Annotated in this window: 26 protein-coding genes; 7 read left to right on the top strand and 19 right to left on the bottom strand. The window is 69.2% G+C overall.

Translation table 11 applies throughout. The features are described 5' to 3' along the window. Window positions 1–166: 166 nt before the first annotated feature. Window positions 167–1,672: a long-chain fatty acid--CoA ligase gene (locus NXI30_28265; protein ID MCR9098134.1), complete on the bottom strand. Its 1,506-nt coding sequence runs from the start codon at window positions 1,670–1,672 to the stop codon at window positions 167–169. Between the two features lie 146 nt (window positions 1,673–1,818). Here NXI30_28265 and NXI30_28260 point away from each other — a divergent pair, with 146 nt between their 5' ends. Then, a complete protein-coding gene (locus NXI30_28260) occupies window positions 1,819–2,751 on the top strand; it encodes a peptidylprolyl isomerase (protein MCR9098133.1) in 933 nt (310 codons plus the stop codon). A gap of 117 nt (window positions 2,752–2,868) precedes the next feature. Here the strand turns inward: NXI30_28260 and NXI30_28255 are convergent, their stop codons facing one another. Continuing rightward, window positions 2,869–3,690 carry a TetR/AcrR family transcriptional regulator gene (locus tag NXI30_28255; GenBank protein MCR9098132.1) on the bottom strand — a complete coding sequence of 274 codons (822 nt, stop codon included), beginning with the start codon at window positions 3,688–3,690 and terminating at the stop codon, window positions 2,869–2,871. 319 nt (window positions 3,691–4,009) lie between these two features. On the opposite strand from NXI30_28255, the gene NXI30_28250 reads away from it, so the two are divergent. Beyond that, window positions 4,010–4,228: a hypothetical protein gene (locus NXI30_28250; GenBank protein MCR9098131.1), complete on the top strand. Its 219-nt coding sequence runs from the start codon at window positions 4,010–4,012 to the stop codon at window positions 4,226–4,228. Window positions 4,229–4,391: 163 nt separating this feature from the next. Here NXI30_28250 and NXI30_28245 read toward each other — a convergent pair whose 3' ends face one another. Further along, a complete protein-coding gene (locus NXI30_28245) occupies window positions 4,392–4,724 on the bottom strand; it encodes an amidase (GenBank protein ID MCR9098130.1) in 333 nt (110 codons plus the stop codon). A gap of 100 nt (window positions 4,725–4,824) precedes the next feature. On the opposite strand from NXI30_28245, the gene NXI30_28240 reads away from it, so the two are divergent. Further along, entirely contained in the window at window positions 4,825–6,228 is a 1,404-nt protein-coding gene (locus tag NXI30_28240; protein MCR9098129.1) for an MATE family efflux transporter, read from the top strand. A gap of 7 nt (window positions 6,229–6,235) precedes the next feature. Here NXI30_28240 and NXI30_28235 read toward each other — a convergent pair whose 3' ends face one another. Further along, on the bottom strand, window positions 6,236–6,856 hold the full coding sequence (locus tag NXI30_28235; protein ID MCR9098128.1) for a hypothetical protein: 621 nt from the start codon (window positions 6,854–6,856) through the stop codon (window positions 6,236–6,238). A gap of 186 nt (window positions 6,857–7,042) precedes the next feature. On the opposite strand from NXI30_28235, the gene NXI30_28230 reads away from it, so the two are divergent. Together NXI30_28230 and NXI30_28225 are read left to right on the top strand one after the other, a co-directional pair. Beyond that, window positions 7,043–8,407, top strand: coding sequence for an ATP-binding protein (locus NXI30_28230; GenBank protein MCR9098127.1), 1,365 nt, complete (start codon window positions 7,043–7,045; stop codon window positions 8,405–8,407). Further along, the gene (locus tag NXI30_28225; GenBank protein ID MCR9098126.1) at window positions 8,400–8,957 is read left to right on the top strand and encodes a response regulator; all 558 of its coding nucleotides are present in this window, start codon (window positions 8,400–8,402) and stop codon (window positions 8,955–8,957) included. Before NXI30_28230 ends, NXI30_28225 begins: the two co-directional genes overlap by 8 nt. A gap of 120 nt (window positions 8,958–9,077) precedes the next feature. Here the strand turns inward: NXI30_28225 and NXI30_28220 are convergent, their stop codons facing one another. The 10 genes from NXI30_28220 to NXI30_28175 form a co-directional block, all read right to left on the bottom strand. After that, complete coding sequence (locus NXI30_28220; GenBank protein MCR9098125.1) at window positions 9,078–12,194, bottom strand: hypothetical protein; 3,117 nt, start codon at window positions 12,192–12,194, stop codon at window positions 9,078–9,080. Between the two features lie 376 nt (window positions 12,195–12,570). Continuing rightward, window positions 12,571–13,290 (bottom strand): Crp/Fnr family transcriptional regulator, encoded by a 720-nt coding sequence (locus NXI30_28215; protein MCR9098124.1) that lies wholly within the window; start codon window positions 13,288–13,290, stop codon window positions 12,571–12,573. Window positions 13,291–13,334: 44 nt separating this feature from the next. Then, window positions 13,335–14,177, bottom strand: coding sequence for a Rieske 2Fe-2S domain-containing protein (locus NXI30_28210; protein MCR9098123.1), 843 nt, complete (start codon window positions 14,175–14,177; stop codon window positions 13,335–13,337). 29 nt (window positions 14,178–14,206) lie between these two features. Further along, the gene (locus NXI30_28205; GenBank protein MCR9098122.1) at window positions 14,207–16,129 is read right to left on the bottom strand and encodes a cation:proton antiporter; all 1,923 of its coding nucleotides are present in this window, start codon (window positions 16,127–16,129) and stop codon (window positions 14,207–14,209) included. A gap of 42 nt (window positions 16,130–16,171) precedes the next feature. Then, window positions 16,172–17,482, bottom strand: coding sequence for an ergothioneine biosynthesis protein EgtB (gene egtB / locus NXI30_28200; GenBank protein ID MCR9098121.1), 1,311 nt, complete (start codon window positions 17,480–17,482; stop codon window positions 16,172–16,174). A 249-nt stretch (window positions 17,483–17,731) separates the two neighbouring features. Continuing rightward, the gene (locus NXI30_28195) at window positions 17,732–18,169 is read right to left on the bottom strand and encodes a cytochrome C (GenBank protein ID MCR9098120.1); all 438 of its coding nucleotides are present in this window, start codon (window positions 18,167–18,169) and stop codon (window positions 17,732–17,734) included. Further along, the gene (locus tag NXI30_28190) at window positions 18,157–18,645 is read right to left on the bottom strand and encodes a hypothetical protein (protein ID MCR9098119.1); all 489 of its coding nucleotides are present in this window, start codon (window positions 18,643–18,645) and stop codon (window positions 18,157–18,159) included. The genes NXI30_28195 and NXI30_28190 overlap by 13 nt, the downstream gene beginning before the upstream one ends. Before the next feature lie 60 nt (window positions 18,646–18,705). After that, the gene (locus NXI30_28185) at window positions 18,706–19,263 is read right to left on the bottom strand and encodes a hypothetical protein (GenBank protein MCR9098118.1); all 558 of its coding nucleotides are present in this window, start codon (window positions 19,261–19,263) and stop codon (window positions 18,706–18,708) included. Window positions 19,264–19,311: 48 nt separating this feature from the next. Then, the gene (locus NXI30_28180; GenBank protein ID MCR9098117.1) at window positions 19,312–19,644 is read right to left on the bottom strand and encodes a hypothetical protein; all 333 of its coding nucleotides are present in this window, start codon (window positions 19,642–19,644) and stop codon (window positions 19,312–19,314) included. 66 nt (window positions 19,645–19,710) lie between these two features. After that, window positions 19,711–20,001, bottom strand: coding sequence for a hypothetical protein (locus NXI30_28175; GenBank protein ID MCR9098116.1), 291 nt, complete (start codon window positions 19,999–20,001; stop codon window positions 19,711–19,713). 213 nt (window positions 20,002–20,214) lie between these two features. Between NXI30_28175 and NXI30_28170 the strand changes: the two genes are divergently transcribed. Further along, entirely contained in the window at window positions 20,215–21,036 is an 822-nt protein-coding gene (locus NXI30_28170; protein MCR9098115.1) for an isocitrate lyase/phosphoenolpyruvate mutase family protein, read from the top strand. A 64-nt stretch (window positions 21,037–21,100) separates the two neighbouring features. Here NXI30_28170 and NXI30_28165 read toward each other — a convergent pair whose 3' ends face one another. Then, entirely contained in the window at window positions 21,101–22,465 is a 1,365-nt protein-coding gene (locus NXI30_28165) for a phosphotransferase family protein (GenBank protein ID MCR9098114.1), read from the bottom strand. A 100-nt stretch (window positions 22,466–22,565) separates the two neighbouring features. Between NXI30_28165 and NXI30_28160 the strand changes: the two genes are divergently transcribed. Continuing rightward, window positions 22,566–23,429: an LLM class flavin-dependent oxidoreductase gene (locus NXI30_28160; GenBank protein MCR9098113.1), complete on the top strand. Its 864-nt coding sequence runs from the start codon at window positions 22,566–22,568 to the stop codon at window positions 23,427–23,429. Between the two features lie 76 nt (window positions 23,430–23,505). Here the strand turns inward: NXI30_28160 and NXI30_28155 are convergent, their stop codons facing one another. Genes NXI30_28155 through NXI30_28140 form a run of 4 tightly spaced genes read right to left on the bottom strand, consistent with a single transcriptional unit; the run spans window position 23,506 to window position 26,106 of the window. After that, window positions 23,506–24,600: a DUF2332 domain-containing protein gene (locus NXI30_28155; GenBank protein MCR9098112.1), complete on the bottom strand. Its 1,095-nt coding sequence runs from the start codon at window positions 24,598–24,600 to the stop codon at window positions 23,506–23,508. 40 nt (window positions 24,601–24,640) lie between these two features. Further along, window positions 24,641–24,955, bottom strand: coding sequence for a hypothetical protein (locus NXI30_28150; protein ID MCR9098111.1), 315 nt, complete (start codon window positions 24,953–24,955; stop codon window positions 24,641–24,643). A 3-nt stretch (window positions 24,956–24,958) separates the two neighbouring features. Beyond that, on the bottom strand, window positions 24,959–25,765 hold the full coding sequence (locus NXI30_28145; protein MCR9098110.1) for a methyltransferase domain-containing protein: 807 nt from the start codon (window positions 25,763–25,765) through the stop codon (window positions 24,959–24,961). 56 nt (window positions 25,766–25,821) lie between these two features. Further along, on the bottom strand, window positions 25,822–26,106 hold the full coding sequence (locus NXI30_28140; GenBank protein ID MCR9098109.1) for a hypothetical protein: 285 nt from the start codon (window positions 26,104–26,106) through the stop codon (window positions 25,822–25,824). Window positions 26,107–26,297 lie beyond the last annotated feature (191 nt).

Raw genomic sequence — 26,297 nt, 5'->3', positions numbered from 1 at the left:
GACAGAATCGGTCACGTCCCGCGAAGAAAAAGCGAAAAATGGACGTGGGTTTTAAACCTCACTCGGACGCCGCGCCCGCGAGCGCCAGGGGTGAGCCTTCAGCGGTCGGGCGCCCTGCGCCCGACAGCGAGCAGCGGCGCCAGCCGCGCCCGCGAGCGCCCAGGAATCAGTCCCGAAGCTCGCGCTTCAGGATCTTGCCCGTCGGGCCCTTCGGCAGCTCGCCGATGACCTCGACGATTCGCGGGTACTTGTAGGCGGCGAGGCGGTCCTTGCAGAAAACCTGGAGGTCGTCGGCGCTCGCCTTCGCCCCTTCGCGGAGGGCGACGACCGCCTTCACCTCTTCGCCGTGGCTCTCGTGCGGAACGCCGATGACCGCGGCTTCGACGACGTCCTCGTGCTCGTAGAGCACCTCTTCGACCTCGCGCGGATAGACGTTGAAGCCGCCGCGCAGGATCATGTCCTTCTTGCGGTCGACGATGAAATAACACCCGTCGTCGTCGCGATAACCGATGTCGCCCGAGTGGAACCAGCCGTTCTTCAGGGTCTCGGCGTTCGCGTCCGGCCGGTTCAGGTAGCCCTTCATGATGTTGTGGCCGCGGATGCAGATCTCGCCGCGCTCGTCGTTGGGCAGCGGGTTGTCGTCGTCATCGACGATGCACATCTCGACGCCCCAGACCGGGTAGCCGATCGAGCCGGTCTTCCGCGGCTTGTCGGGGACCGTGAAGCTCGAGACCGGGGACGTCTCGGAGAGGCCGAAGCCCTCCTGGATGATCACGTTGTACTTCTCTTCGAATGCGCCCATCACCTCGACGGGCATCGGCGCGCCGCCGGTCATGCAGCCCTTCAGGCTCGAGACGTCGTAGGCGCGGTCGCCCTCGTGATGGAGAAGCGCGAAGTACATCGTGGGCACGCCCGCGAAGATCGTGAGCTTGTCGCGTTCGATCACCTCGAACGCCTCTTCCGGCGTGAAGCGCGCGAGCAGCGTGAGCGAGCCGCCCGTGGCGATCATGCCGTTCTGGATCACCGTCTGTCCGAACGAGTGGAAGAGCGGCAGTGCGCCGATCGCGCGATGCGCCCCCTCCGCCGGCGTCGGCGGCATCAGCTTCGGCACGACGATCGAACAGTTGATCAGCAGGTTCGAGTGGGTGAGCTCGGCGCCCTTCGGCTTGCCGGTCGTGCCCGACGTGTAGAGGATGACCGCCGTGTCCTGGGGCGAGGTCTTGTACGGCTCGTCGCAGGGATCCGCCTGGGCGAGCTGGCCGATCGTGTCGGGATCGTCGCCCGGGACGGCGAGGATCACGTCGGCGTCGAGAGGCTTGGCACCGTCGCGGCCCGCTTCTTCGAAGAGTGGATGGACGACCAGCACGCGCGCGCCGGAGTCCTCGAGGAAATAGGTGACCTCGGGCGCCGCGGCGAGCACGTTGATCGGAACGACCGTCGCGCCGGCGTAGAGGACGCCGAAGTAGGCGATCGTGAACTCGGGCACGTTGGGGACGAGGAGCGCGACCTTGTCCCCGGGCTGGACGCCGCGCTCGCGCAGACTCGTCGCGACGCCCCGGGCCGCGCGGTCGAGCTCGCCGTAGGTGATCGCGCGATCGCCGGCGCGGATCACGACGGCTTCGGGCTGCTCGCTCGCGTTCGCGAGAAGGATCGTTCCGAGGTTGAGGTACATGACGGGAGGCTCCGGGCGCGAAGGGCTTCGCATCGTGTGTGGACGGTGAGGGCGAAATCTAGTCGTGGCGGGTGACCCGTGCGAATCGAAGCGGTGACGACGAGTCGCGCGGGGTATGCTCGGCGCCCCCGAACGCCGGAGACGCCTTGAGCGAGACCCCCGCCTCCCCGAAAGACGGCCCGAACGCCCGCACGCCCTGGCTGTTGCTGGCCGGCGCCGCCGTGGGTCTCGCCCTCGCGAGCCTCGGGCTCCTCGAGGAGCGGACGGATCCGGGGCGGCTACCGATCGAAGCCGCCGCCGTCGTGGGCGATCGCACGATCCGGCGGGTCGACTATCAGCGCGTGCTCGCGGGGGTCGCCGGCGACCTGCGGAGCCCCGTCGACGAGGCGATGCGGCGGCGGGTCCTCGACCGGATGATCGACGAGGAACTCCTCGTCCAGCGGGCCCTCGAGCTCGGCCTCGCCGTGATCGACCGTCGCGTCCGCGGTGAGCTGACCGCCGGGCTGATCGATTCGATCGTCGCCGAGGTCGACGGCGAGACTCCGTCGGCGCGGGACGTCGAACGCCACTACGAAGAGAACCGCGACTTCTTCACGCGCCCGGGACGGCTCCGCGCCCTGACCCTCTACTTCTCGACGCGGCGCGGCGAAGACGACCCGCGCGGGACCGCCCTCGAGCGCGCCGCCGCGGCCCGGACGCGGCTCGTCGCCGGCGACTCCGCGGACGAGGTCGAGGCCGACCTCGCCGACCGCCAGGTCTCGCCCGTGCCCGACACGCTGCTGCCGGCGAGCAAGATCCGTGACTATGTGGGGCCGAGCGTGCTCGAAGCGTTGCTCGCGCTCGAGACCGGCGCCTGGAGCGAACCGATCGAGGCCGGTGGCGGCGTCCACCTGGCCAAGGCCGTGGACCGCGAGCCGTCGGTCGCGCCGCCCCTCGCCGAGATCGAGGACCTCGTCCTCCAGGATCTCCAGCGACGACGAGGCGACGAAGCGCTGCGCACCTATCTCGACGATCTCAAGGCGCGCACGCCGATCCTGATCGACGAGGCGGTCTTCGCCGATCCGTCACCCGCCGGCTGAGCCGCCTCCGAGCACACGAAAGGCCCGCCAGAGCGGGCCTTTCGCTGGGCACCGGAACCCTCGTCGATGTCCCGGCGCTCGTCGGGCGCGTTCGGTCACCGACCTCGCGGAATGCGGCTACGTCCGCGAAGTCAGGATCCCCTGCAGAATCACGGCGGTGGTCTCGACGAGCGAGTCGCGCGAGCTGCCCGTCTCCTCCACGAACTGGTGGTACATCGAGGTCCGTTCGAGCACGGACGCGAGTGCGGTCGCGCCGGCGAAGGCGTCGACACGCCCGCCGGTGAAGGCCCCGCCATCGGCGCCTTCCTGTGAGTCGGCCTGCTTCGCCTGGGAGCGTTCGATCGCGCGCTGGAAGGCGTCGACCAACGGCATCATCGCCGCCATCCGCTCTTCACGAAGCGCCGGGTGACCTTCGTCCGAAGCGTTGTTGCGGGCGCGAAGGACCGGCGCGTACTTCTCCCAGTGATCGATCACCAGGTTCGCGAGCTGCTTGCCGCGCTCGAGGCCGGCCGGGCCTTCCCAGTCCCCGTCGATGATCGCGACGAGGATCGGCGTGGCCTCCTTGGCCTGACCCGCCAGGTAGAGAACCACGTCCTCGACGTCCTTGAAGTACTGATAGAAGGTGGCGGGGGAAGAACCGATCCGGCGCGCGATGTCGATCACGCGCATCTCGCGCATCGGCTTCTCACCGAGCAGCGCCGTCGTCGCCTCGAGGATCTTCCGGCGCGTCTTGAGCGCGCGCGGTCCGAGGGGGCGCCCGGCCTGGTCGACCAGTACCTCGTCTGCGGGATCCGGCGGGTCGGGTTGGGCTCCCGCCGGCTCTGAGGTCGTCGGCATGCCGGAAGCATCGGCCGTTCCGATCCGAACCGCATCGGGGGTCCGGGAGGTTTCTTCGGTGGCCGCACGGGCCGCGTCGGTCGGGTGGGGCGCGTCGTTCATGAATGCCACCCTACCGGAAAGTCGCCAGCATTTCGCAGGAAATTTTCCTGAGGGGACGTCAGAAACGAGCGTGCACTAGATCACGTATTTTTTTGATTGATTCGACGATCATGTATAAGAGCCCACGGTCGCGGGAAATGCGCGGCCGAATGCGGCCTCGCTTGTGGAACGACGTTTTTCCCGTAGTTTGTCCCGAGCGACCCGTATCGCGCATGGAATCTGCCTCGACCCCCGTCTCCAAACGGCCCGGCGAGAAGACCAGGCCATCGGAGACCGAGGAGCCCCGGCTCCTGGCGCGACCCCCGACCAAGGAGGTCCGATGGCCAAGCTCACGATCGAGATCGACATGGACGATCCCCAGGAAACCTGGGACGCCCTCTACCGGCGCATCGAGCAGTTCGGTGAAGAGTCCACCGATCAGCCGACCCAACCGGCCGCGCCGGTCACGCCGCCGGTCACCTACGACCTGCTGCTCGATCCCGAGCGCGCCTTCGGCGACGTGAGCGACTTTTTTGCGGTTTTCGGCAGTCAGGACTGACTGCCGAAAACCGACGCGCGCAGTTCGCGGCTTCGCCGCGCGCGCTGTCGATCGCGTAGCGATCGACCGCTGAGGGCTCCTCTTTCTGGGCTGCGCTCACGCGCCTGTCGATCGCGCAGCGATCGACCGCCGAGGGCTCTGCGCTTGAAGCAGGACCGTGGCGTCATTTCTTTTTGGGGATGACGACGATCCTGGCCTTGGCCATGGGGTGCTGCTTCACGAAGACGTCGTAGGTGCCGGCTTCTTCGAAGGTGTAGTGCCAGCCGTCGCCGGGCTTTTCGAGGGGCGGGCTCTCGAGGGTCCCGGCCTCGTCGACGACGACGTGGCCTCCGGGCATGGCGACCGTGTTCGCAAAGTGGACCGTCGTGCCCACGAAGAGGTTGAGCAGCGGCGGCTTCATCTCGCTGTGCGAGATCTCGATGGTCGGGCCGTGGGCCTGGGCCGGGAGCGCCAGCAGGCTCAGCACCGCGACCAGGAGCAGGCTTCGTCGGATCATTCTTCGTCTTCCTTCACGGCGCGGGACCGGACGATCGCACGCGTCGGCCGATCCCGGTAGCCTCCCGCGTCCGCGCGCCCGCCTGCCCCGAGCGAAACCGATGTCGTCCCGCGAGAACCCCGCCCCCGAGAGCGCTGCACCCAGGTCCGCTGGACGCGCACGCCTCGAGTTCAGGACGCTCTTCGGGCTGTCCGCGCCGGTCGCCGCCGCGCAGCTCGGCATGATGACGATGGGCGTGATCGACACGATGATGGTCGCGCGGGTCGGCCTCGACTCCCTCGCCGCCGTCGCCGTCGCGTCCACCTGGGCCTGGTCCTCGGGCTCCGTCGCCCAGGGGGTCGTCCAGGGCATGGACCCCCTGGTCTCCCAGGCCCACGGCGAAGGGGACGGCGACGCGATGGGCCTGGCCCTCCAGCGCGGCCTCGTCGTCGCGTTCCTCGTCTCGATTCCGCTGATCGCCCTCTGGCTCTCGACCGAGTGGCTCTTCCTGCGCTTCGGCCAGGACCCGGTCGTGGCCGGACTCGCGCAGGACTACCTGATCGCGCGCCTCCCGAGCACCCTCGGCTTCAACCTGTTCCTGGCGCTCCGGCAGTATCTGGCCGGGCGGACCCTCACCCGCCCCGCCATGTGGGTCATGTTCCTCTGCAACGCGCTGAACGTGTTCCTCAACTGGGTGCTCATCTTCGGCAACCTCGGCGCGCCCGCCCTCGGACTCGTCGGCGCCGGTCTCGCGACCGGGATCACGAACGTGATCCTCCCGATCGGGCTCTTCCTCTGGATCCGACGCTTCCGTCTTCACGAGGGCGCCTGGCGACGATGGGACGCCCGCTCGTTCTCGTTCGCGGGTCTGAAGCGCTATCTCGCCCTCGGCTTCCCCGTCGGTGCGCAGCTCGGTCTCGAAGCGAACGCGTTCACCGTGGCCATGATGATGGTCGGCTGGATGGGCGTGACCGAGCTCGGCGCCCACCAGATCGTGATGAACCTGGCGAGCTTCACGTTCATGGTCCCCCTCGGCATCTCGATCGGGGCGAGCGCGCGCGCCGGCAACCTGATCGGCGCCGCCGACGCGCACGGGCTGCGCGTGGCCTGTCGCGTCGGCTTCCTGATGGGCGGCGGCGTGATGGCGATCGCCGCCGTCTGCTTCGTCGTCTTCCGCGAGGCGCTCCCGGCGTTCTACACGAGCGAGGCGTCGGTCGTGGCGATGGCGGCGATCCTGCTCCCGATCGCGGGGGCGTTCCAGATCTTCGACGGCGTCCAGGTCGTGGGCGCGGGACTCATGCGCGGCATGGGCCGCCCGCAGGCCGGTGCCGTCGTGAACCTGATCGGGTTCTACGCGGTCGGCCTGCCGCTCTCGTACGGCCTGGCGTTTCCGATGGGGCTCGGCATGGTCGGGATCTGGTGGGGGCTCGCAGCGGGGCTCGGTGGCGTCGCGATCATGCTCGTCGCCTGGGTCGCGCGAACGAATCGCAAGCCGCTGGCGGCGCTGCGCGTGCGCGTGGAATAGGCGCCGATCAGTTCGATCGGATCGACGCCACCATCGCTTCGAACTCGCTCTGCATGCGCGGCATGTTCGCGGTCTTCGCCGTGGCGGTCAGGATCAGCGTCTCACCGCCGCTCCGCTGGACCTGGTACTGGAGCGTCTTGGTTCCGGCGAGCGCGCCGTCGAACGCGAGATAGAGCGAAGGGCGTCCCGCGACCGCGCGGAGCTCGCAATCGTCGAGGCCGACCGGTCGACCGAACATGCGCGAGAACTCGCCGGGCAGGATGCGACAGACCTCGGCGAGCTGGGACTCGCTCGAAGGGATCAGGGCGTTCTGGACCATGACGTTCACGTTGTCGACGAAATCGAAGTCGACGTCCTCGGTCCGATAGAAGATCTCGATCTCACCGGACTGCACGCGCTGGAAGATCTCGCGACGGACCGCGCTCGGGATGCCGCCGTAGGTCTCGTCCGCCTCCTCGTCGAGGAAGACGTCGGCGCTGCTCGCGACCTCCTCGGCGGTCAGCACCAGATAGGCGTCGGGGACGGTGATCCCGAAGCCGAAGCCGCTTCGGTAGTCGCCGGCGGCGACGGCCCCGGCCAGCGAGCACAGGAGCAGAGCGACTCCGAGCCCGATTCGCAAGCGCGCCATCTCTTCCCCTCGCGGCTGCCCGGGACGTTCCCGCGGGCTCTCCGTCTCCTCGGCCCGAAACCGGACTTGCTTGAGGGCTGCCCGCCGGCTGCGGATGTGAGAATGGACCCGCGGCGCAGCAATCGGGGGCACCGCACCGCGCTTCTGGCCTCGAGGCGGCTGCTACCCTCCGCGGCGGTACCCCCCATGCTCGAGACCTTCCGCTCCTTCTTCGACCCGCCGATCACGGCCGACCCCGAGCAGAGCACCGCGAAGCTCGCCTGGGTGGTCCGTCTGCGCTGGGTCGCGATCGCCGCCCAGGTGATCGTGATCGCGCCGGCCCTCGAGTTCGAAGTGCTCGAGCCCGCGATGCTCCCGCTCTATCTGTCGGTCGTCGCGACCCTCTCGGTCCTCAACATCGGGACCTGGATCGGTCTGCGTCGCGGGACCAAGGGCTCCCCCGGACACCTGATGATCCAGCTCGGCGCCGACATCCTGGGGCTGTCGGCGCTGCTGATCCTGACCGGCGGCGCGTGGAACCCGATGGTGCCGATCCTCCTCGTCCACTCCGTGCTGGGTGCGCTCCTGCTCGAGGGGCGCCTCGGCTTCGCCTTCTTCGGTCTGCTGCTCGTCTCGATCGCGATCATCCAGTGGAACAGCCACATCCCGCCCGGCCTCGAGGACGCGCTCGTTCCGGCGAACATCCTCTTTCCCGCGCAGATCAGCGTCGCCCTCGTCTTCTGGATCATGACCGCGTGGCTCTCGTCGACCCTCGACCACCTGAAGGTCTGGTTCGCCGAAGCCCAGGAGCGCAAGACGCGCATCGACCGCCTGCGCGCCGTCGGCGCCCTCGCCGCGGGCCTCTCCCACGAGTTCGCCACGCCGCTCAACACGGCGCAGCTCCGCCTCGCCCGGGTCGGCCGGACCCACGACCTCGCCGAAGACGACGACCTCCGAACCGCGATCGAAGAGCTCGAGCGCTGCGGCGACATCCTGCGGCACATGGCCGGCAGCCAGCTCCAGCCCGACCGCCTCTCCCTCGAGGTCGTCGACCTCGATCGCCTCGTGCGCCAGGTCGTCGAGAGCGTCGGTCGGGTCCACGAGGAAGCGACCATCCGGTTCCTGGGCGACGGCCGCGGCCCCAAGCGCGTGCTGCTCCCGCCGATCGCGTTCTCGCAGGCCCTCATCAATCTCGTCGACAACTCGATCGAGTCCGGCGGCGCGAACAGCGAGGTCGAGATCGTCCTCAGCAAGGACGGCGCGCGAACCGAGCTCAAGGTCCAGGACCGCGGCTCCGGCTGGCCGGAAGTCGTGCGCCGCCATCTCGGCGAGCCCTTCGTCACCACCAAGCCGGAAGGCGTCGGTCTCGGGCTCTACTACGTCCACTCCCTCGCGCAGGCGATCGGCGCCGAGCTGACCCTGGACGATCGCGAGTTCGGCGGGGCGGTCGCGAAGATCTCGCTCCCGCTCGTCCCGACCAAGCAGAGCACCGACCCGGCCGAGGCCAGCGAAGTGTCCACCGGCGGTCCCGTATCCGTCCCCGCGCCCGACTGGAGGCCCCAGAATGGCTGATCCTGCTGCGATCCCGACCTCGGAAGATCGATCGATCCTGCTCGTCGAAGACAACGACCGCTTCGCCGAGACCCTCGGCTCCGAGCTCCGCGACCGCGGCTACGAGGTCCACCGCGCCGCTGACCTCGCCGCCGTCGACGCGATCCCGAACCTCGACGTCCAGTACGCGGTCGTCGATCTCCGGCTCGGTGCGGACTCGGGGCTCGACGCGATCCAGAAGATCCTCGCGCGCTGTCCCGACGCGCGGATCGTCGTCCTGACCGGCTACGGCTCGATCGCGACGGCGGTCAAGGCGACGAAGCTCGGGGCGGTCGGCTACCTGATGAAGCCGACCGACGTCGACCAGGTCGAGCGCGCCCTCAACGAAGAGGACGACGAAGACAGCGAGCTCCCGATCCCCGACGAGTTCCAGAGCCTCTACCGCCACGAGCGCGAGTACATCGAGTTCGTGCTCGCCGAATGCGAGGGCAACATCTCGCAGGCCGCGCGGCGGCTCGGCCTCCACCGCCAGAGCCTGCAGCGCAAGCTCCGCAAATACACACCGCAATGAGTCGGGACCCGGCGCGCACGCCCGTCCTGATCGGCGCGGCGCAGTTCTCCCAGCGCGACGTGACGCTCGAGACGGTGGACGGGGTCGGGCTCTTTCGACCGGCCTGGTCGCGTCTGCCCACTAGGGAACGGCCGAGCCGCAGACCTGTGCGATCCCTGGCTGCGAAGCAGCCGAGACGACCTCGCGATCGAGCACGACCAGGTCGACCAGGTCGCAGTCACTCGCGGAGCCGATCACGGAACACCGCTCGACGCTCTCGTTCGAGAGCGGCCTCTCCAGCGGAAAGAGCAGCGCTTCGAGCAGCCGATCGACGTCGCCTTCGTCCACCCCGCCGCTGCGCGTCACGTCGCCGCACGAGATGACTTCGACGATCGTCGTGTCGGTTTCCTGGATCTCGGCGTTCGAGAGACTCGTCACTTCGAGGCCGACTTCGTCCTCCGCGCCCACGATCGCGCCGGGCGGAACAGAGACGTTCACGACGAACTCCGCCTCTTGATCCACATCGAGTGCGACGACGGGCGGCCCCGAGACCGAGGCCCAGCCCCCGGAGCTCGCGAGAACGACGGAGTAGGTATCGGCGATCCGACCGGTGTTGCGCACCGTGACTTCGATGGCCGCCGTTCCGCCCGGCCGCAGCGCGATGTCGGGCTGGGCCTGGACGTCCACGGCGCGTTCGTCGCGGATCTGACTCAGGATCTCGAAAGGCATGTCGGTGAGCCGAACCGGCGTAGCGGAGGGCCCAGGCGCAAGGCCACCCACCGAGCCGGCGACGTAGACGAGGTTCTCCCAGTCGTTCCATTCACCGTCGAGACTCGACTCGAGATCCGCGGAAGCGTTGATATCGCTCTGGATGGGCGTTGCGATCGAATCTTCCCCGTCGCAGTTCCAGTCCTTGGCCCCCTGCGCGACGAGCGAATCGAAGCTCACGGTGTCGAGACCGACGCACGTCTCGGAGACAGGGCAGTCCATCGAATCTGCGCAGCCATTCCCGCTCGTGCTGCAGGTTCCCAGGGCGCAGACCTCCGCTCCAGGACACTGCACGTCTACGATGCAGTAGTCGGCACTCCCCGAACACATGCCGTTCAGACACGTCTCGGAGACCGCGCAGTCGCTGCTCTGAGAGCAGGCCACCCCGGACGCCGTACAGACGCCCGGCGGACAGGACCACCGCGTTCCCCACTCTGCGAGGGCCGTCGCATTGTCCGAATCCTGACCGTCGATCCCGTTCGTCTCCACCAGGGCGAACTCATCGAGATCCGGAAGGCTCCATCGCGAATACTGCAACCGGTTCCCACGCGTCAGTCGCAGCAGACCCGTCGTGGCGAACGAGTAGTTCATGACGCTCAGATAGTTCGGCTTGAAGTTGGGTTCGGGAGATGGGCCGCCATGCTCCAGCCCGAGCGTGTGACCGAGCTCGTGCATGAGCGTCGTACCCTGATCGAGGACGTCTCCTGTGCCGCTCCCGTTCCAGTCTCCCAGACTCGAGATGAAATCCGAAGCCGGCGCATCACGAGCGAGTCCCCCGGTCGAAGCCGCCACGCCGGTGGCCGGTCCATCGACGCGATGCGCGAACAGCCCGTAGCGAAAGACGGACTTTCGAGCGGCCTCGAAGTTGCGCGGAAGCACGGTGGTCCCGTCACGGATCCTGTCGAACTCGTCCCAGATCGTGGCGTACAGCAATCCGCACCCATCCGCGGGGTCCGACAGGTCACCCGGAATGACTTCGCAGGATCCGAGCCGGTCGACGTGCGCGATGGAGTTCGAACGAGAGAGATCGCGCCATCGCTCGCCGGTCTCCGGATTCATGATCGACCGGGGCCCTGCGTCCAGATGGAGGCGAATGCCGGTGATGCCGCTCGGATTCGAGACCGGCGCGTCGAGGAAGGACGCCACGACCTGCTTGACCGCGCGCCGGCGCGGCCAGTGCGAACGGCGATGTGGACCTCTCCGCATCCAGTCCACTTCGACGAAGACGTCCTTCGTGAGCGGGTCGGCGCCCATCGCCTCCAGGTCGAGCGAACACGGCTCGAGACGGCAGACCTTGGTGATGTCGGGCGCAGGGTCCGGGCGTTCGATGACCTTCAGACCGCAGCGCTCCCACGAAGTCGGCAGCCCGTCCCCGTCCGGATCGCTTCCGTCCACGAAGTCGTCGCCACAATGGGGCCGGTGGGAGATATCGATGACGCCGAGCTCGACGGTGTCCGTGGCCGCAAGCGAGAATGCGGTGCTTCCGGTGGAGGGCAAGAAGAGCGAGCCACCCCCGTTGACGACGATCTCCGAGACGACCGAGAGGCCGAGCCCGTCGGAGAGAACGACGGTCACGGTGGGCTGCGGCGCCGCAGAGCCCCGGTAGCCGACGGTCACCGACACCCATTCCATCGGATGGGTCGACGTAATCGAGATCGAAGTGCCGAAGGGCGTCGCGACGCCGGTCCCCAACGGGTCGGCGCACGCATACCCGGAGACCGTCGACGTTACGACCGGCAGCGCCGGGGCTTCCGGTCGATAGGAGTGGGTCCCGCCGGTGAGACAGAGGTCCTCGACGGGCGTGATCGCCTGCTGCGCGTGACTCGACGAAGGGGCGCAGATCAGGACGGTCGCAGCGATCGCCAGGACCGTCGCGCCCCCTCGACCCGCGACGCGTGACCCGGAGCGCTGGCGCCGACGCCGCGCCCAGCCCGCGGTCACCAGCAGTCCTGCGAAGAGCGGAAGGCTTCCTCCAGGCTCGGGAGAGGCGATGACCTCCGTCGCGAGCGAGATCAGCTCGAGGTCCGCATCGACGACCGAGCTCGCGGACGTGAGGACGACCTCGCCACCGCCCGGATTCACGATCGCGAGACGCCCGATCCGCAGGCGACCTTCGTCACCCGCCTCGGCCCCACTCGCGTCGAGTCGAAGAACGCGCAGGTGGGTCGGATCGGGGATCGAGTACTCGAGCGCTCGACCGGGAAGATCGAAGTTCTCGGCGAACGAAGTGATCGTCGCACCCCCCGTCACCTCGATCTCGAGATGCCAGGCGCAGAGCTCGTCTCCCGAGCCGTCGAAGCAGACTTCTTCGCTCGCGTCGTTCGAGTCGTTCGCCCCCGTCTCGATCCAGAGGTCGAGCGTGGCGCTCGCGGGAAGGGGGACCGGCGAGAAGACCGGGGGGACGCCATCCGCGGCGGGGCTCGCGTAGATTCGAGGGGGAAGAGCGAACGCGTTCGACGCGATCACGCCTCCCAGAAGAATCGCGAGCACCGGAAGGAGACGGAGCGAACGGGCGCGACGCAAGTGAGCCGCAGCCTTTCGAGCAGCAAAGATGCCTATGGCCTTGGTCATCGGGGCCCCCTCGTCGGGCATCGAATCGACTCTGGATCAGGAGTGCTTCGGATGGTTCCCCCTGCTGCCCATCTTGCCCCCATCGATGCACGTCATGCAAGATGGAACAGCGCGGCGAGGCAACGGCTGCGCGACCGCCTGCACGAGTGGTAGACGAGTTGATCCCACGGGGAACCGGTCGGCCCCGTGCGCGACGGATCGGCGGACCTGTCGCGGTCGATCGTGCGGTGGATGATCCCGATGCGAAGTCGGGATCCGAGTGGGCAGACGGCGGGTCCGGCGGACAGTGGCGCCGTCAGAGCTCGAACATCGCCGTGACGGCTTCGAGGCTTTCTGGCTGCTTCAAGACGACGCGGCCGCGGCCGAGCTCGACGATGCCCTCTTCTTCCCAGGCGCGGAGCTGCTTGTTGACGCTCTCGCGGGTCGTCCCCACGAGGTCGGCGAGGTCCTGCTGCGGCATGCGGACCTCGACCGGGCCGCCGACGATCGGTCGCTTGCCGTGGCTCTCGGAGAGGCTGAGCAGGCGCTTCGCGATCCGCCCCGGAAGCGGCATCGTCTGTCGATCCTCGGCACGATCCGAGAGCGCCCGCACGCGCGCGGCGAGCACGCCCGCGAGGCCGATCGCGGCGCGCGGGTTCTTCTCGAGGAAGGGGAGCAGCTCGCGGCGATGGAGCGTGAGAAGCTCGGTCGTCTCGACCGCGGTCACCGTCGCCGAGCGCTCCTCGCCGTCGAAGAGCGCGATCTCACCGATCACCTCGCCCGGTCCCATCAGGCCGAACATCACGTCCTTGCCGTCCGTTCCCGTCGTCGTGACCTTGAGCGAGCCGGACAGGACCCCGTAGAGCTGGTTCCCGGGGTCGCCCTTGCGACAGAGCACTTCCTTGGGCTTCAGCTTCTTGGTCGTCGTCGCCTGGAGCAGGAGATCGAGCTCCTTCTCTTCGAGCGAGGCGAAGATCGAGACGCTTCCGAGCAGCTCGCGGCGATCCATGTCCAGTCCTCTCGCGGCGTTCATCATGGGGACAGTCTCGTCACTCGTCCCCGACGTGACCGTGAACAGTTTCACACTTGCGTGGGGTTTCCGCTCGCCACCAGCCGAATCGAGTCCGCCGCCTCGTCCAGCTCGATCCGGGGCGCCGGGCGCAGCTTGAGGCCCCGCCCGTCGCTACTTCGCCCCGTCTCGACCTCGAAGCGGTACCCGTGCCAGGGACAGACCACGCTCCCGTCGGCCTCGATCGCGCAGTCCTCGAGGGGCCCGCGCCAGTGCGGACACTCCGCCGCGAACACGACGGGCCGATCCCCGCGGAGCGCGAGGACGAAGCGGTGGCCCCCGACCTCGACGACCCGAGGCAGCGTCGACCGGACCGTCGACCACGCCCCCAGCTCGACCGGTCCGCGACCCGCGGAGGCCGTCCGGTTCCCCGGATCCGTGGCATCCCGGACCCGGATCATCTCCGCGTCCTGGTCCCAGAGCCCGGCATAGAGCGCGACCATCGCGTCCCCCGCCTGCGCGAGCGCCGCCTCGGGCATGGCAGGCAGAAGGAACTCGACCTCGACCCCGGTCCGGTCGTCGGCGAGGGGCGTGAGGCGCGTCCAGGTCTCCCCGCGGACGGTGCCTTCGGTCCGCGTCCGAGCGACATAACACGAGGCGGCGTGATCGATCACGAGCTCGACGTCTGCCTCGGTGTCACCGGGGAAGCCGACGTCCGCGTGCCAGCCCCAGTCGCCGGCCTCGCGGAGCGCGATCTTCGTGAACGCCTGATCGTGGAGCCAGGGCAGGTGCTCCCAGTCGTGGACGTTCTCCCAGACCGCCGCGATCGGCGCCGGAACCTCCCGCGCATAGATCGCCGCGGCGACCAGGTCGGGATGGCGATCCAGGGAACGGAGCGGCGTCGCGGCACTCATCGCCGCGATCCTACGCCACGCCGGTCGGCTCAACCATCCGCGTCCGGCGCGTCGCCCGCTTCACCGTCCGCCTCGTCTTCCGGCAGCGGCGTGAACCCGAGCCCAGCGAGCTCGCGCTCGGCATCTTCGCGCTCCGGCGCGTGGATCGCGACGGAGATCGTGTCCCCCGCCTTGAACGCCCACCGCCCGTCCATCACGAACGTCTTTCCGTCACGGTCGACGGTCAGCGTGACGAAGCGTTCCGAGAGACCTCCGGACGACGACGTCTCGACCGTCTCGGAACCATCGTCCGCGACCTCCGGCGGCGTGTAGAGGAGCCGTGTGATCTCGACGTCGCCCCGTCGTCCCCGGACGTCCCAACGCTCGACGTCGTGGGGCCCCTCGAAGGCGATCTTCGCCGTTCCGCCGGCGACCTGCTCCGAGACGAGTCCGCCGCCGACCTCCGAGGCGGCGACGAGCCCGTTCGGAACCCCGAAGCGGTCCCGAGCGCGCGCGACGAACACGCCGTTGAGCGTCTCGTTGGCCGTCAGCGCGACCACGGTTCGAACGAAGCCGAGTCGCGCGCGCTGCATGACCGTCTCCTGGAGCGCGTCCCCGTACACGACGGCGAATCCTTCGTCCTCCGCGCGACGGATCCCGTTCGGGTTCGAGTCGAGGAAGACGACCGGGACCCCGCCGCGGCGCAGCTCCCGCGCGAGCGCGAGCCCGAGGGTCTGGGCCGTCAGGATCGCAACCGTGTCGCGCTGGCGGAGACGGACGCCCAGGAGACTCCCGATCGGGCCCGCCGTCAGCCCGGCGAGGGTGACGGTCACCGCGATCGTCAGGAAGACCAGCGCGCGCAGCTCGATCCCGCCCTCGAGCCCGGCCCGCTCGAGGTCCGCCGCGACGAGACTCGCGATCGCTGCGGCGACGATCCCGCGCGGGGCGACCCACGCGAGGAAGAGCCGTTCGTTGCGTTCCAGGTCGGCGCCCCGGGTACAGAGCCAGACGCCGAGCGGACGCACGACCAGGACCAGGGCGGCGACGACGGCCAGCCCCTCCCAACCGAGGGCGCGCACCTGCTCGAAGCGCACGTCCGCGGCGAGCAGGACGAAGAGGAGGCCGATCAGCATCACGGTGAGCTGATCCTTGAACTCGCGCAGCTCCCGCTCGACCGAGGACCGCGTGTTGCCGACGACGACGCCGGCGACGGTCACCGCGAGGACGCCGCTGTGCGAGAGCAGCGTCTCGGAGCCCGCATAGAGGAGCAGCACCGCCGCCAGCACGAAGACGTTCTCGAGCCCGTCCGGAAGCAGCCGGGAGATCCGCAGCGCCCGCGCCAGAACGAAGCCCGCCGCGATCCCGAGCACGCCGCCCGCCGCGATGCGCGCGAGCCCGGCGCCGCTCTGCGCGAGGAGCAGTGGCCCCAGGTCCGCCGAAGACAGCGCGAGCTTGAGGATCACGACCGAGAGGATCGCGCCGATCGGGTCGATCAATACGCCTTCGGCCTCGAGCAGCGTCGCGACCTTCGGGCGGAGGCGAAGCTCGGAGACGAGCGGACCGACGACCGTCGGCCCCGTCACGACCACGAGGCCGCCAAAGAGGAGCGCCTTCATGACGCCCCAGTCGAGGAACAGGTACGCAGCGAGCGCGCCGCCCAGGAGGGTCACGACCGCGCCCCACGTGATCAGCCGACGGATCGCCTGGCCCGAGCGCCGCAGGCGCGACATCTCGAGATTGAGCCCGCCCTCGAAGAGGATGATCGCGACGGCGAAGTCGACGATCGAGAAGAGGCCGTGTCCGAGCGAGCGCGGCTGGACCCAGCCGAGCCCGTCCGGGCCGAGGGCGATGCCCGCGATCAGGAGCAGCACGATGCCCGGCAGCCGAAGATGCCGCGCGAGGGCCTGCGCAATCATCCCGGCGAGGAGCGCCAGGGCGAAGGTCAATCTCGGATCTGCAGCGGACGGGCTCATCACCCCTCTTGTCGGAAGCCCCGACGCCTCGAATGAGCCGGCTCAGGCGGGAAGGACCCCGCCGCGCTCCACGTCGCGCGCGAGACGGATCCCGCTGAACTGCCAACGCGCGTCCGGCGGGAAGAAGTTGCGGTAGCTCGCCCTCAGGTGGGAGCGGGGCGACACACACGATCCGCCCTTCAGAACCATCTGGCTGGACATGAATTTACCGTTGTATTCGCCGAGCGCACCGGCCGCCGGGTGAAAGCCCGGATAGGCGGAGTACGCGCTGGCCGTCCATTCCCAGACGTCCCCGAAGAGCTGGAGAGGCCCCAGATGGACCGCGCGGGCCGGTGCGACCTCGGGATGGAAGCGACCGCCTTCGAGCAGGTTGCCCTCGACCGGGACGTCCGCCGCCGCGTGCTCCCACTCGGCCTCGGTCGGAAGACGACAGCCGGCCCAGCGCGCGAACGCGTCCGCCTCGAAGAGGCTCACGTGACAGACCGGCTCCTCGCTCCGGACGGCCACGCGCCCGCCGAGGGTGAACGCGTGCCACCGCCCGTCCTGCTTCGACCAGTAGAGGGGCGCCTCCCAGCCTTCTTCCTCCTTGCGGGCCCAGCCTTCCGAGAGCCAGAACTCCGGCTGGTGGTAGCCGCCGTCGTCGATGAAGGCGGCGAACTCGCCGTTCCGTACGAGGCGCGACGAGAGCTCGAAGGGCTCGAGATGGACGCGATGGCGGGGGGACTCGTTGTCGAAGGCGAAACCGCGGCCTTCGTGACCGATTTCGACGAGGCCGCCGTGATAGGCGTGCCAGGCCATCGACTGGATCGCGACGTCGGAAGGCTCCTTCATCGGTCGGTAGACAGGAGCGAGCGGATTGTGCGAGAGCAGGTGCTTCACGTCGGTCAGGAGCAGCTCCTGGTGCTGCTGCTCGTGGTGGAGCCCGAGCTCGACGACGTCGAGGGCCGCACCGGGCAGTCGGCCCGGGTCCTCGAGCAGGCCGAGGAGCGCCGTGTCGACGTGATCGCGGTAGGCGAGGATCTCTTCCCAGCCCGGCCGCGTGAGCAATCCGCGGTCCGGGCGCGAGTACTGCTCGCCGACGGCGTTGTAGTAGGAGTTGAAGAGGTACTCGAAACGCGGGTGACGGACGCTGTAGTCGGGATCCTCCCGAGAGAGGAGGAAGGTCTCGAAGAACCAGGTGGTATGCGCCAGGTGCCATTTCGCGGGACTCGCGTCGGGCATCGACTGCGCCGCGCAGTCCTCCGGCGAGAGCGTGTCGCAGAGGCGGACGGTCACGTTCCGGATCGCGCGCGTCCGGCGCGCGAGGAGCTCCGCTCGACGGGCGGACCGATCGTTCTCCGCGTTCGCGTTCATCGGGAGTGAGCCTCGCAGACGGCGACCCGGGGCGGCGGCGGGTCGCGGGACCGCGCGGCTCATGCCGCGGCGGGTCCCAAGCATAAACCAGCCACCCCGGGGCGTGGCGCTTCCTGCCCGAAACACGCTGATCCGGAGTCGCAAACGCACGCGAGGCGCGCGTGGTCTGCGCATCGCTTCCGACCGCGGTCGCGCGCTTGGTCCGCGTATCGCTTCCGGCCGCGGACGATACGCGCGATCGGGAAGTCACTAGCGATCTCGTGCGCCCGGCTCCGTCACGTGCCGCAGGTAGAAGAGGAGATCCTCGAGACGCGCGGCGTCCTGCACACCCGGCGAGACCATCCGATTGCCGGGAACGAAGCCCGCCGGATTGCGCAGGAACGCCCCGAGCATCCGGTCGTCCCAGACGATCGACGCGGCCCGGAGCGCCGCCGAGCTCTCGTAGTCCGGGGCCGCCCCCGAGCGCCGTCCGTAGAGGCCGAGGAGCGAGGGTCCCACCTTCTTGACCGTGCCGGCCAGGTCGTGGCACGTCCAGCAGGGAACCGCGACCTGCTGTCCACGCTTGAAACGGGCCCGCTCCGCATCGTCGAACCGCGCCAGGATCGCGGCGTCGGGATCCGAGCAACCGCTCGACACGCCCGCGAGGGCCAGGAGAAGGAGCACGGAAATCCGCCTCAGATCGGCCATCCCGCGCCTCTCCGCCAGCTCGGCCCCCCTCCCCGCGCCCAGAAATCGGCCACGAAGCCGGACCGCAGATCGAGCACGCTCGACCGCCGGGTGTCGCTCTCGAGCATCCAGTGGAGCTCCGCCTTCCCGGTCTCGTCGATCGCGTCGCGAAGCTCCGCGCGCGCCGGCGATGCCCGAAAGCACCGGTTCTCGTCGAGCGTCTCGAGCCACGCCTCGATCGACCGCGCCCGACACAGCGCATGTCCCGCCGCCCCGACGAGATCCACGCGCCGCCCGGTCGCCGCGAGCTCGTCGCGCAGGGCGTGCACCCAGAAGTGGATCGCGGTCGCGTAGCGCGGATGCGCCGGCGCCCGGTAGATCCGCAGCCACGCGTCGCGGCCCTCCTCCGCGAAGACCTCCGAGCGGAGCGGCGGCCAGTCCGCCTGGTCCACCTGATGGATGATCTTCGCGATCACGCGATTGGGTTGGATGCTCACCGGTCCGAGTCGCTCCGTCTCACGTCGGCCATGCTCCGCCTGGCATCGGTCGTGCTCCGCCTAACGTCGCCCGTAGAGCATGTCGAGCTCGATTTCCTGCTCGCTCGGTCGCCCCCGCGACCAGGCCACGCGGCTCTCCCGAGCGCAGGCGCGGCAGCGCGCCACGACCACGAAGTCCGCCCGCTCGGGTGCCTTCGCATCGACCGCCGACCCGACCCGCAGCCCGACCCGTCCGCGCCGACAGACGCGACAACGATAGGACTCGCGGGGCTCCTTGCGCCCCTCTTCGGACAAGCGATCGGCGACGGCATCCCGGTCGAGGAGGACCGTCTCTCGCTCGCAGCGTTCGCACTGGACCCGCAGCGGCAGCCAGAACGGCGCCTCGAGCAGCTCCCCTTCTTCCATGGGCTGGCGCGTCTCTCGGAAGACGCGGGTCAGGCTCCGCCAGAAGAGCCCGCCGCGGCCGGTCGTGATGCGCGGCCAACCGGTGACCCGGAACGCCTCCGATCCGCAGCCACACGCGAGGCCCGACCACGCCAGCGCCTCGTCCCCGCGCCCGAGCGTCGCGGGCGGGGACGCATCGGTCGTCTCGAGGGGAAGGAAGAGCCGGGGGTCCACGGCAGGAATCTACCTCCTGGCGGGTGGCACGACCGGTCGAGGAGCGGACTAGGCGTTGCGCTCCCCTGGACTCTCGCGCTGCGCCGTTCCCCCACGCTCCGCCATGCCCTCACGCTCCGCCATGCCTTTGCGGATGGCCCGGCGGTAGTGGTCCGCCTCGGTCAGATCGGGAAAGCGGTCGCGTTCTGCTTCGACGCACCGCGCGGCCTCGACCCGGTCGCCCCCACAGATCGAGAGGAGATACGCGACATCGTCCGTCGGCGCCGCCCCCGGCACGCGATCGCGGAGCCCGATCCGCTTCATCGCGTCGCGACCCGGACGGGTCGTGGCGAAGACGGCGACCAGCGCCGCGATCGCGAGCAGCAGCCAGAGAAGATCCATCGCTCGCCGTTCGCCCCTTCGACGGATTCGGATCAGGAGCCCCCGTCACTCGCCCCAACGGTCGGGTCAGTCGCCCCAGCCGTCCGGCGCGGGCAGACCTTCCTGCTCGAGGGTGAAGCGGTAGCGCAGCTCCTTGCGCATGAAGAAGAACGCGCCCCAGAAGAGGCCGATCATCCAACCCTCGACGAGCAGGCTCGGGCTCCAGTCCCAGTCGAGCACGCCGAGACCGAGCGCCGGGAAGAGGATCAGAAAGGCCAGGCCCTTGTTCACCACGTACCAGAGCGCACCGCGCGCGCGGACGCGCTCCCACCACTCGCGCTCGGTCCCGTCCATCTTGAGTTCTTCGACTGTCGGCATGGCTCGCCCCGTTCGCGCGGAGGCGGAATCGCCCTCGCCTCCTTCGAATCGGCAGGAAGGGGTCTGCGACTGAAGTGCTCTCGAAACTCCGATCCTTGATGTGGCCTTTTGGACCCATCATTGGCCCGCGAGATCGGGGTCCGATTGGCGCCAGACAACGGACCGACCCTCTGCGACGCTCGCGAGCGAACCTCGCGCCCCGGAGCCCCATCGATGACGACCGCCCTGCCGACCCCGAGCGAAGCCCGCGACACCTTCCGCGCCCTCCACGAGAAGACCTTCGTCATGCCGAATCCCTGGGACCGGGGCTCGGCCCGGATCCTGGCCTCCCTCGGCTTCCCGGCCCTCGCCACGACCAGCGCCGGCTTCGCGAACGCCCTCGGCCGACCGGACGGCGGCGTCACCCGCGACGAAGCGATCGCGCACGCGGCGGAGATCGTCGGTGCCACGCCGCTGCCGGTCAGCGCGGATCTCGAGAACGGCTTCGGCGACGCCCCCGAAGACGCGGCGACCACGATCCGCGCGGCCCTCGAGGCGGGCCTGGCCGGCTGCTCGATCGAGGACTGGAGCGGGGGCGCACTCTACGACCCCGCCCACGGCGCCGACCGGATCCGCGCCGCGGCGGAGGCCAACCGCGCGAGCGAGGCGCCCCTCGTGCTGACCGCCCGCGCCGAGAATCACATTCGCGGCAACCCGGATCTGGCCGACACGATCTCGAGGCTCCAGGCCTATCAGGAAGCGGGCGCCGACGTGCTCTACGCCCCCGGCCTCGCCACCACCGACGACCTCCGAACCGTCGCCGCCGCCGTCGACCGTCCGATCAACGCGCTCATCCTGCCCGGCGGCCCCTCGGCGAGCGAGATGTTCGAAGCCGGCGCCGCGCGGATCTCGACCGGCAGCGCCCTCGCCGCCGCCGCCCAGGCGGCCCTCGTCGAAGCCGGCCGCGAGCTCCTCGACCAGGGCACCCACACCTTCTGGGCAAACGCCATCCCGCACATGGCCACCGTCATGGGCGCCATGTCGAACGACGACTGACACGAAACGCCCGCCGCGAAACCCCCTTCGCCGAGCGCCCGCAGGCGAAGAACCAGGCCACGGATCAGTCGATCCTGGACCAGTCCCGATCGGGGTAGATGTCGACGGCGGGCGAGTAGAGCCACGCGTCCCGCCAGGCCTTGCGCGTGAGGTACTCGATCGCCGCGGCGTCCTCGATCTCGTGGTTGCGGAACGCTTCACACAGCTTCGTGTTGCCCTCGGCGACGGACTTCGGCTGGGTCCCGAGGAGCGCGGTCATCTCTTCGCACTCGATCTCGTCGATCGCTGCGCCGTAGCGCCGCCTGCGGTCCATGCACTCGATCAGGATCTTCACGTCCTGCGCGCGTCGCGCCGCGAAGGCGTCCTCGACCGTCGGGGTGACGTCGTTCTCGAGAGCGAACATCGCGCCGTTCGCCAGCACGTCGGGCGCGCCCACGTCCTCGGGCATCTCCGGCCGCTCGACGTCGACGTCCATCGCCATCATCAGCATCTCGCAGGTCGTTCGATCGCCCAGGTACCGATAACAGAGATACCAGGCCAGGGACTCGCGGGGATGGGCGTGGAGCGCGACGTGATGGATCGGGATCATGCCGCGCACCTGCTGGTGGACGGCGTAGTACTGGGCGCCGAAGCGGTCGTAGGGGATACCGCTCTCCGCCTCGTAGAGCTTGAAGAGCCCTTCGAGCCCGCCGCTGGGATTCCACATCTCGCGAACGAGGATGTTTCCGAGGTCCTCCATTGGGTCGCCCCAGTGACCGAGCTCCCAGTCGATCACGCTGCTCACGCGATCGCCCTGGAACATGAAGTTGACCGGACCCGTGTCGCCCTGGACGAGGGACACGCGCGCGACCTTCTCCGGCGCGAAGCGACGCAGCCAGTCGAGGCCGTAGACGGTCAGCGGGTCGTCGTAGCCGTCGAGGAAGCGCTCCCACTGTCGGCAGATGAAATCGACTTCGTTGAGGGCCGTTTCGCGCGCGTTCGTCGGACGCGGCTCCATCACGTCGTCGATCCCGAGCGCGTCGAGGTCGAGGTTGTGGAAGCGCGCGCAGACGCGCATGAAGTCTTCCATGATCGCGCGCTGTTGCGCCGGGTCTTCGAGCTTGTCGATGTCCGAGCGGCCCGGGTCGCGCGAGAAGAGCGTGCAGCGCAGGTCGGGATTCCAGCCGTGGACGGTCGTCACCGGAACGTCGGTCTCCATCAACGCCTGGGTGATCCGGGTCTCGCGCTCGAGCCGCCGCGGATCGACCCCACCGTCGTCGCGTTGGAGGCGGAGGAAACCCTCGAGCACGCTGCCGTCGGGCCGGGTCACGTCGACGATCCACGCCTCGCGCCGTGCGACGTGGCGACGAAGATGCGTGACCTCGCCGCCGCCGGTCTCGGCGATCCATTCCACCATGCCCTCGGGCAGATCGTGCTTCAACTCGGCCATCGAACCTCCTCGCTCACGGGCACATTCAGGGCCCCCGAACACGTTATCGCGCGGCTATCGTTGTGGCCCGGGCCACCGACGGCCCCGACGGGAGACCACCATGCAGTTCGGAATCGCCGAATCGATGTGCGACATCGACCACTACCTGCCCCTGGCGCAGGCCGCCGACGAGGCCGGCTTCGGCGTCTTCGCGCTCGGTGACAGCATCCTCTACCCCGAGGTCGCCCGGGACAAGTACCCCTACACGCCGACCGGCAATCGGGACTTCCTCGAGGGCGCCCCCTTCCTCGATCCGTTCCAGCTCTTCGCCGCCATGTCCGTCGTGACCTCGAACATCAAGTTCGCGTTCGGCGTGCTCAAGCTCCCGATCCGCGACCCGGTCCTGACCGCGAAGCAGGTGTCCTCGCTCCACGTCTTCTCGAACGAGCGCCTCATCTTCGGCATCGGCCTCTCCCCGTGGATCGAGGATTTCCAGGCCTGCAGCCAGGACTGGGACAGCCGCGGCAAGCGCATGGACGAGATGATCCAGATCATCCAGGGGCTGATGTCCGGCGAGTACTTCGAGTGGAAGAGCGAGTACTACGACATCCCGCGGATCAAGATGTGTCCGGTTCCGTCGGCGATGCCCGAAATCGTGATCGGCGGCCACAGCAAGCCCGCCTATCGCCGCGCCGGCCAGTTCGGCAACGGCGTGAACTTCGTCTCGCTCTCGGAGGAGGAGCTCGTCGAACGGCTCGAGATCGTGAACGGCTACCGAAAGCAGTACGGCCGCGAGAACGAGCCGTTCAGCGTCTACGCCGGGATGCCCGCCTTCGGGGTCGACGACTTCAAGCGCCTCGAAGACAAGGGCGTGACGTGTCTGACCGTCGGCTATCGCAATCCCTACGAGCCGGACACGATGAAGCTCCAGCAGAAGATCGACTGGGTGAAGCGCTTCGGCGACGAGGTCATCGCACGTTATTGACGCGCGCGGAGCGCGCTGTCACCGGCGGAGCCGGTGACCGCTGAAGGCTCCACTCGAGGCGGCGCGGTCTTCAGGGTCAGAGCTGCCGGCCCCATTCGATCCAACGACCGTGGCTGTCGGCCTGGGCGAGAACGGTGTGGTCGGTCGCGCCGCCGGCTTCGAAGGCGAAGTGGTCGATCCGACACCCGCCCTGGCCGTTGCTCTCCATCGTGACGAAGTCGATCGGCTGCGCCGCGCTGGCGCGGGCGAGCGACGCGTGGATCGCGCGCTGGCCGTCGTCGTCGATCTGGTAGAGCGCGACGGTCGCGAAGACGACCCTTGGCGCATCCGCGGGCAGGCGCGCGACGGCGTCCTCGAGATCCTTCGTCGCGTCGCCCGCAGCGATCAGCGCCGGCACGCGCGCGGCGACTTCGATCGCCTCGTCCATCAGGCGGCCGCGCTCGACGTGCTCGGGCCAGATCAACGCGCGCAGCCAGCGCACCGCGCTCGGATCGTCGACGTCGATCGGCGAGAGCTCGAGGCCGTGGCGCGCTGCGATCTCGAGCCGCGCCGGAAGCAGCGGGACGGTTCCCCGGATCTCGCAGGCGAGTCGCGGCGTCGCGTCTTCGGCGCCCCAGGTGAGCGTCGCGCCCTCCCCCTCGTAGACGTAGCGATAGTGGTCGAGACGGAGGTTCAGGCCGATGGCCGGGCCGATCTCGAGCAGGCCGACGCGACCGTCCGCCTGCGCGACCCGGGGAAGGGTCCCGATCGCCGGCAGCATGATCGCGCTGCGGTGGACGACGCACGTCTGCGTCCGGCCGGAGCGCAGCACCGGGTCGAGCTCGTCGGCGTGGGCGAGACAGAAGGCGCGGAACGCCGGGAAGGCGGACTCGTCCGGGATCGAGCCACCGCTCAGCGTCGGATAGAAGCGCGCCAACGCGCGGGCCTCGTCGCTCCGCTCCGGGTCCTCGAGGAGCAGGTGCTTGACCGCCGCGAAGAACACGTTGGGCGGCGGCTGCGACGGGATCGTCCGGCAGGCGAGCTCGAGGAGTCGGGGATCGTCGGCGATGCCGGCACAGTAGTCGGTGTAGACCCGAGAGCCGAGCCGCGGCGTCTCGACCTCGGCGAAGTAGCGGAAGACGCGCGCGACGTCGTCCGGGTCACGGGAGTACGTATCGAAGGCGGGGGCCATGGGGCGACTCCTCCATTCGAAGCAGGCTCGTTACGGCTTGCTAGTCCCGGGCGCGGCCACGTCTTAGCTCGAAGAGGGAGAGGCCGCACGCTTCGCACGTCATGTCGTTCCAGATCCGCCGGAAGCCCGCGGGCGTGTCCCTGAAGCGGGTCTCACAGCCGGGACAGCGCGCGCTCCCGACCACGAAGCGCGCGACGCCGACGAAGATGCCCCCCGCGATCGCCAGGCCGATCGCCCGAGGCCCGCGACCGGTCGCTCCCCAGTAGACGACCAGGGGCAGCCAGACCACCGGTGACCAGAGGGCGACCTGCTTCCACCGGAACAGCTGCTCGAGCTTCGCGCGACGCGGATCCATCGCCTAACACGCTTCCTCGGCGTGAAGAGCGAGAAGGTACTCTCCACGCTCCACCCGCCCGAGCGCCTCGACTTCGTAGCCGGCCTCCCGCGCGACCGAGGTCAACACGTCTTCCGCGAGATAGACCCATGGGAAGGGCTCCCCGCGCCATCCGCGATAGCGGGTCGTCAGTACGATCTCGCCGCGCGAGGGCGACCGGTCCGACGCGTCGCCCTCCCACGCCTCGAAGAGATCGCTCGAATCCACGATCAGTCGCCCCCCCGGCGCGAGGCAGGCGCGCAGGCGCGTGAGCAGCTTCCCGAGCGGGACGACGCCCCCCGCCACCCCGATCGTCTGCATCCCGAAGAGCAGGGTGTCGAAGCGACCGAGGGGGGCGTCGGAGTCGAGGGCCATGACGTCGAGGACCCGGGCGTCGCGGACGCCCCGCGCCCTGCAGAGCGCCACGCAGCGCGGACTCACGTCGACCGCGACGACCTCGAGCCCCCGCGCCTCGAGGGCGAGGGCGTGACGACCGGCGCCGGCGCCCACGTCGAGCACCCGCCCGCGGGCCTGATCCAGGGCGATCCGATCGAGCTCGGCGAGCTCCCCCTCGAGGGTGAAATACTCCTCGGTCTCGATCTCGAAACGGACGCCGTCGGCGCGGGTCGCCGAGACCCGGCGCGGACGCCCGGTCCGATGGTGGTCGACCAGGGCGGCCGCCAGGGGCTCCGCCGCCCCGACGCGGCGGGGCCAGAAGCGGGCCAGGCGCGCAGGCCAGCCGGAGAGCGCCTCGAAATCCGCGGTCGCCCCCAAGAGCGAATCGGCGGACACCGACGCCTCGACGGAGAGAGGCGGGAGGCCAGCGCCCGGGGTGGAGTCGCTTTCGGTCAGCGAGAGCCTTCGGTCGTGCGGGAACGATCCGGGGAGGGTGCTCCGGGCTGGAACGATCCCGGCTCGATCACGAACCGGTTCCATTCCTCGTCGTCCACCGCTTCCATGTGGTCTTCCATGCAGCTCTTGAAGCGGTAGCCGCAGTTCATGCATTCGAGATAGTGCTGCGTCTCGGGTCCGCGCGTCGTCGAGACTTCGATCTCGGCTCGCACCCAGAGGCGGCTCGGCCGCCCGGCGACTTCACAATCTTCGCAATACAGGGTGAACAAGGAATCGATCATCTGGATCTCCGAGGTCCACGATACCCCATCCAGCCCCGGGACGATTGGGAAAAAACCACGCCGGATCGAACCGGGGTCCGGCGACGAGAACGCAAGTCACCCGCAGTTCCTGCGCGGTACTTCGCTCAGGCGTGGCGGAGGGACACGGAACCCGCGGATCAGCCGAGCTCGAACGCGGATTCTCCCGTTCG

This window comes from bacterium (assembly GCA_024742285.1).
In the GTDB taxonomy this organism is placed as follows: domain Bacteria; phylum Myxococcota_A; class UBA9160; order UBA9160; family UBA4427; genus UBA4427.
Note: the sequence above shows the minus strand (reverse complement) of the source record. Positions and strands in the feature narration are given on the sequence as shown.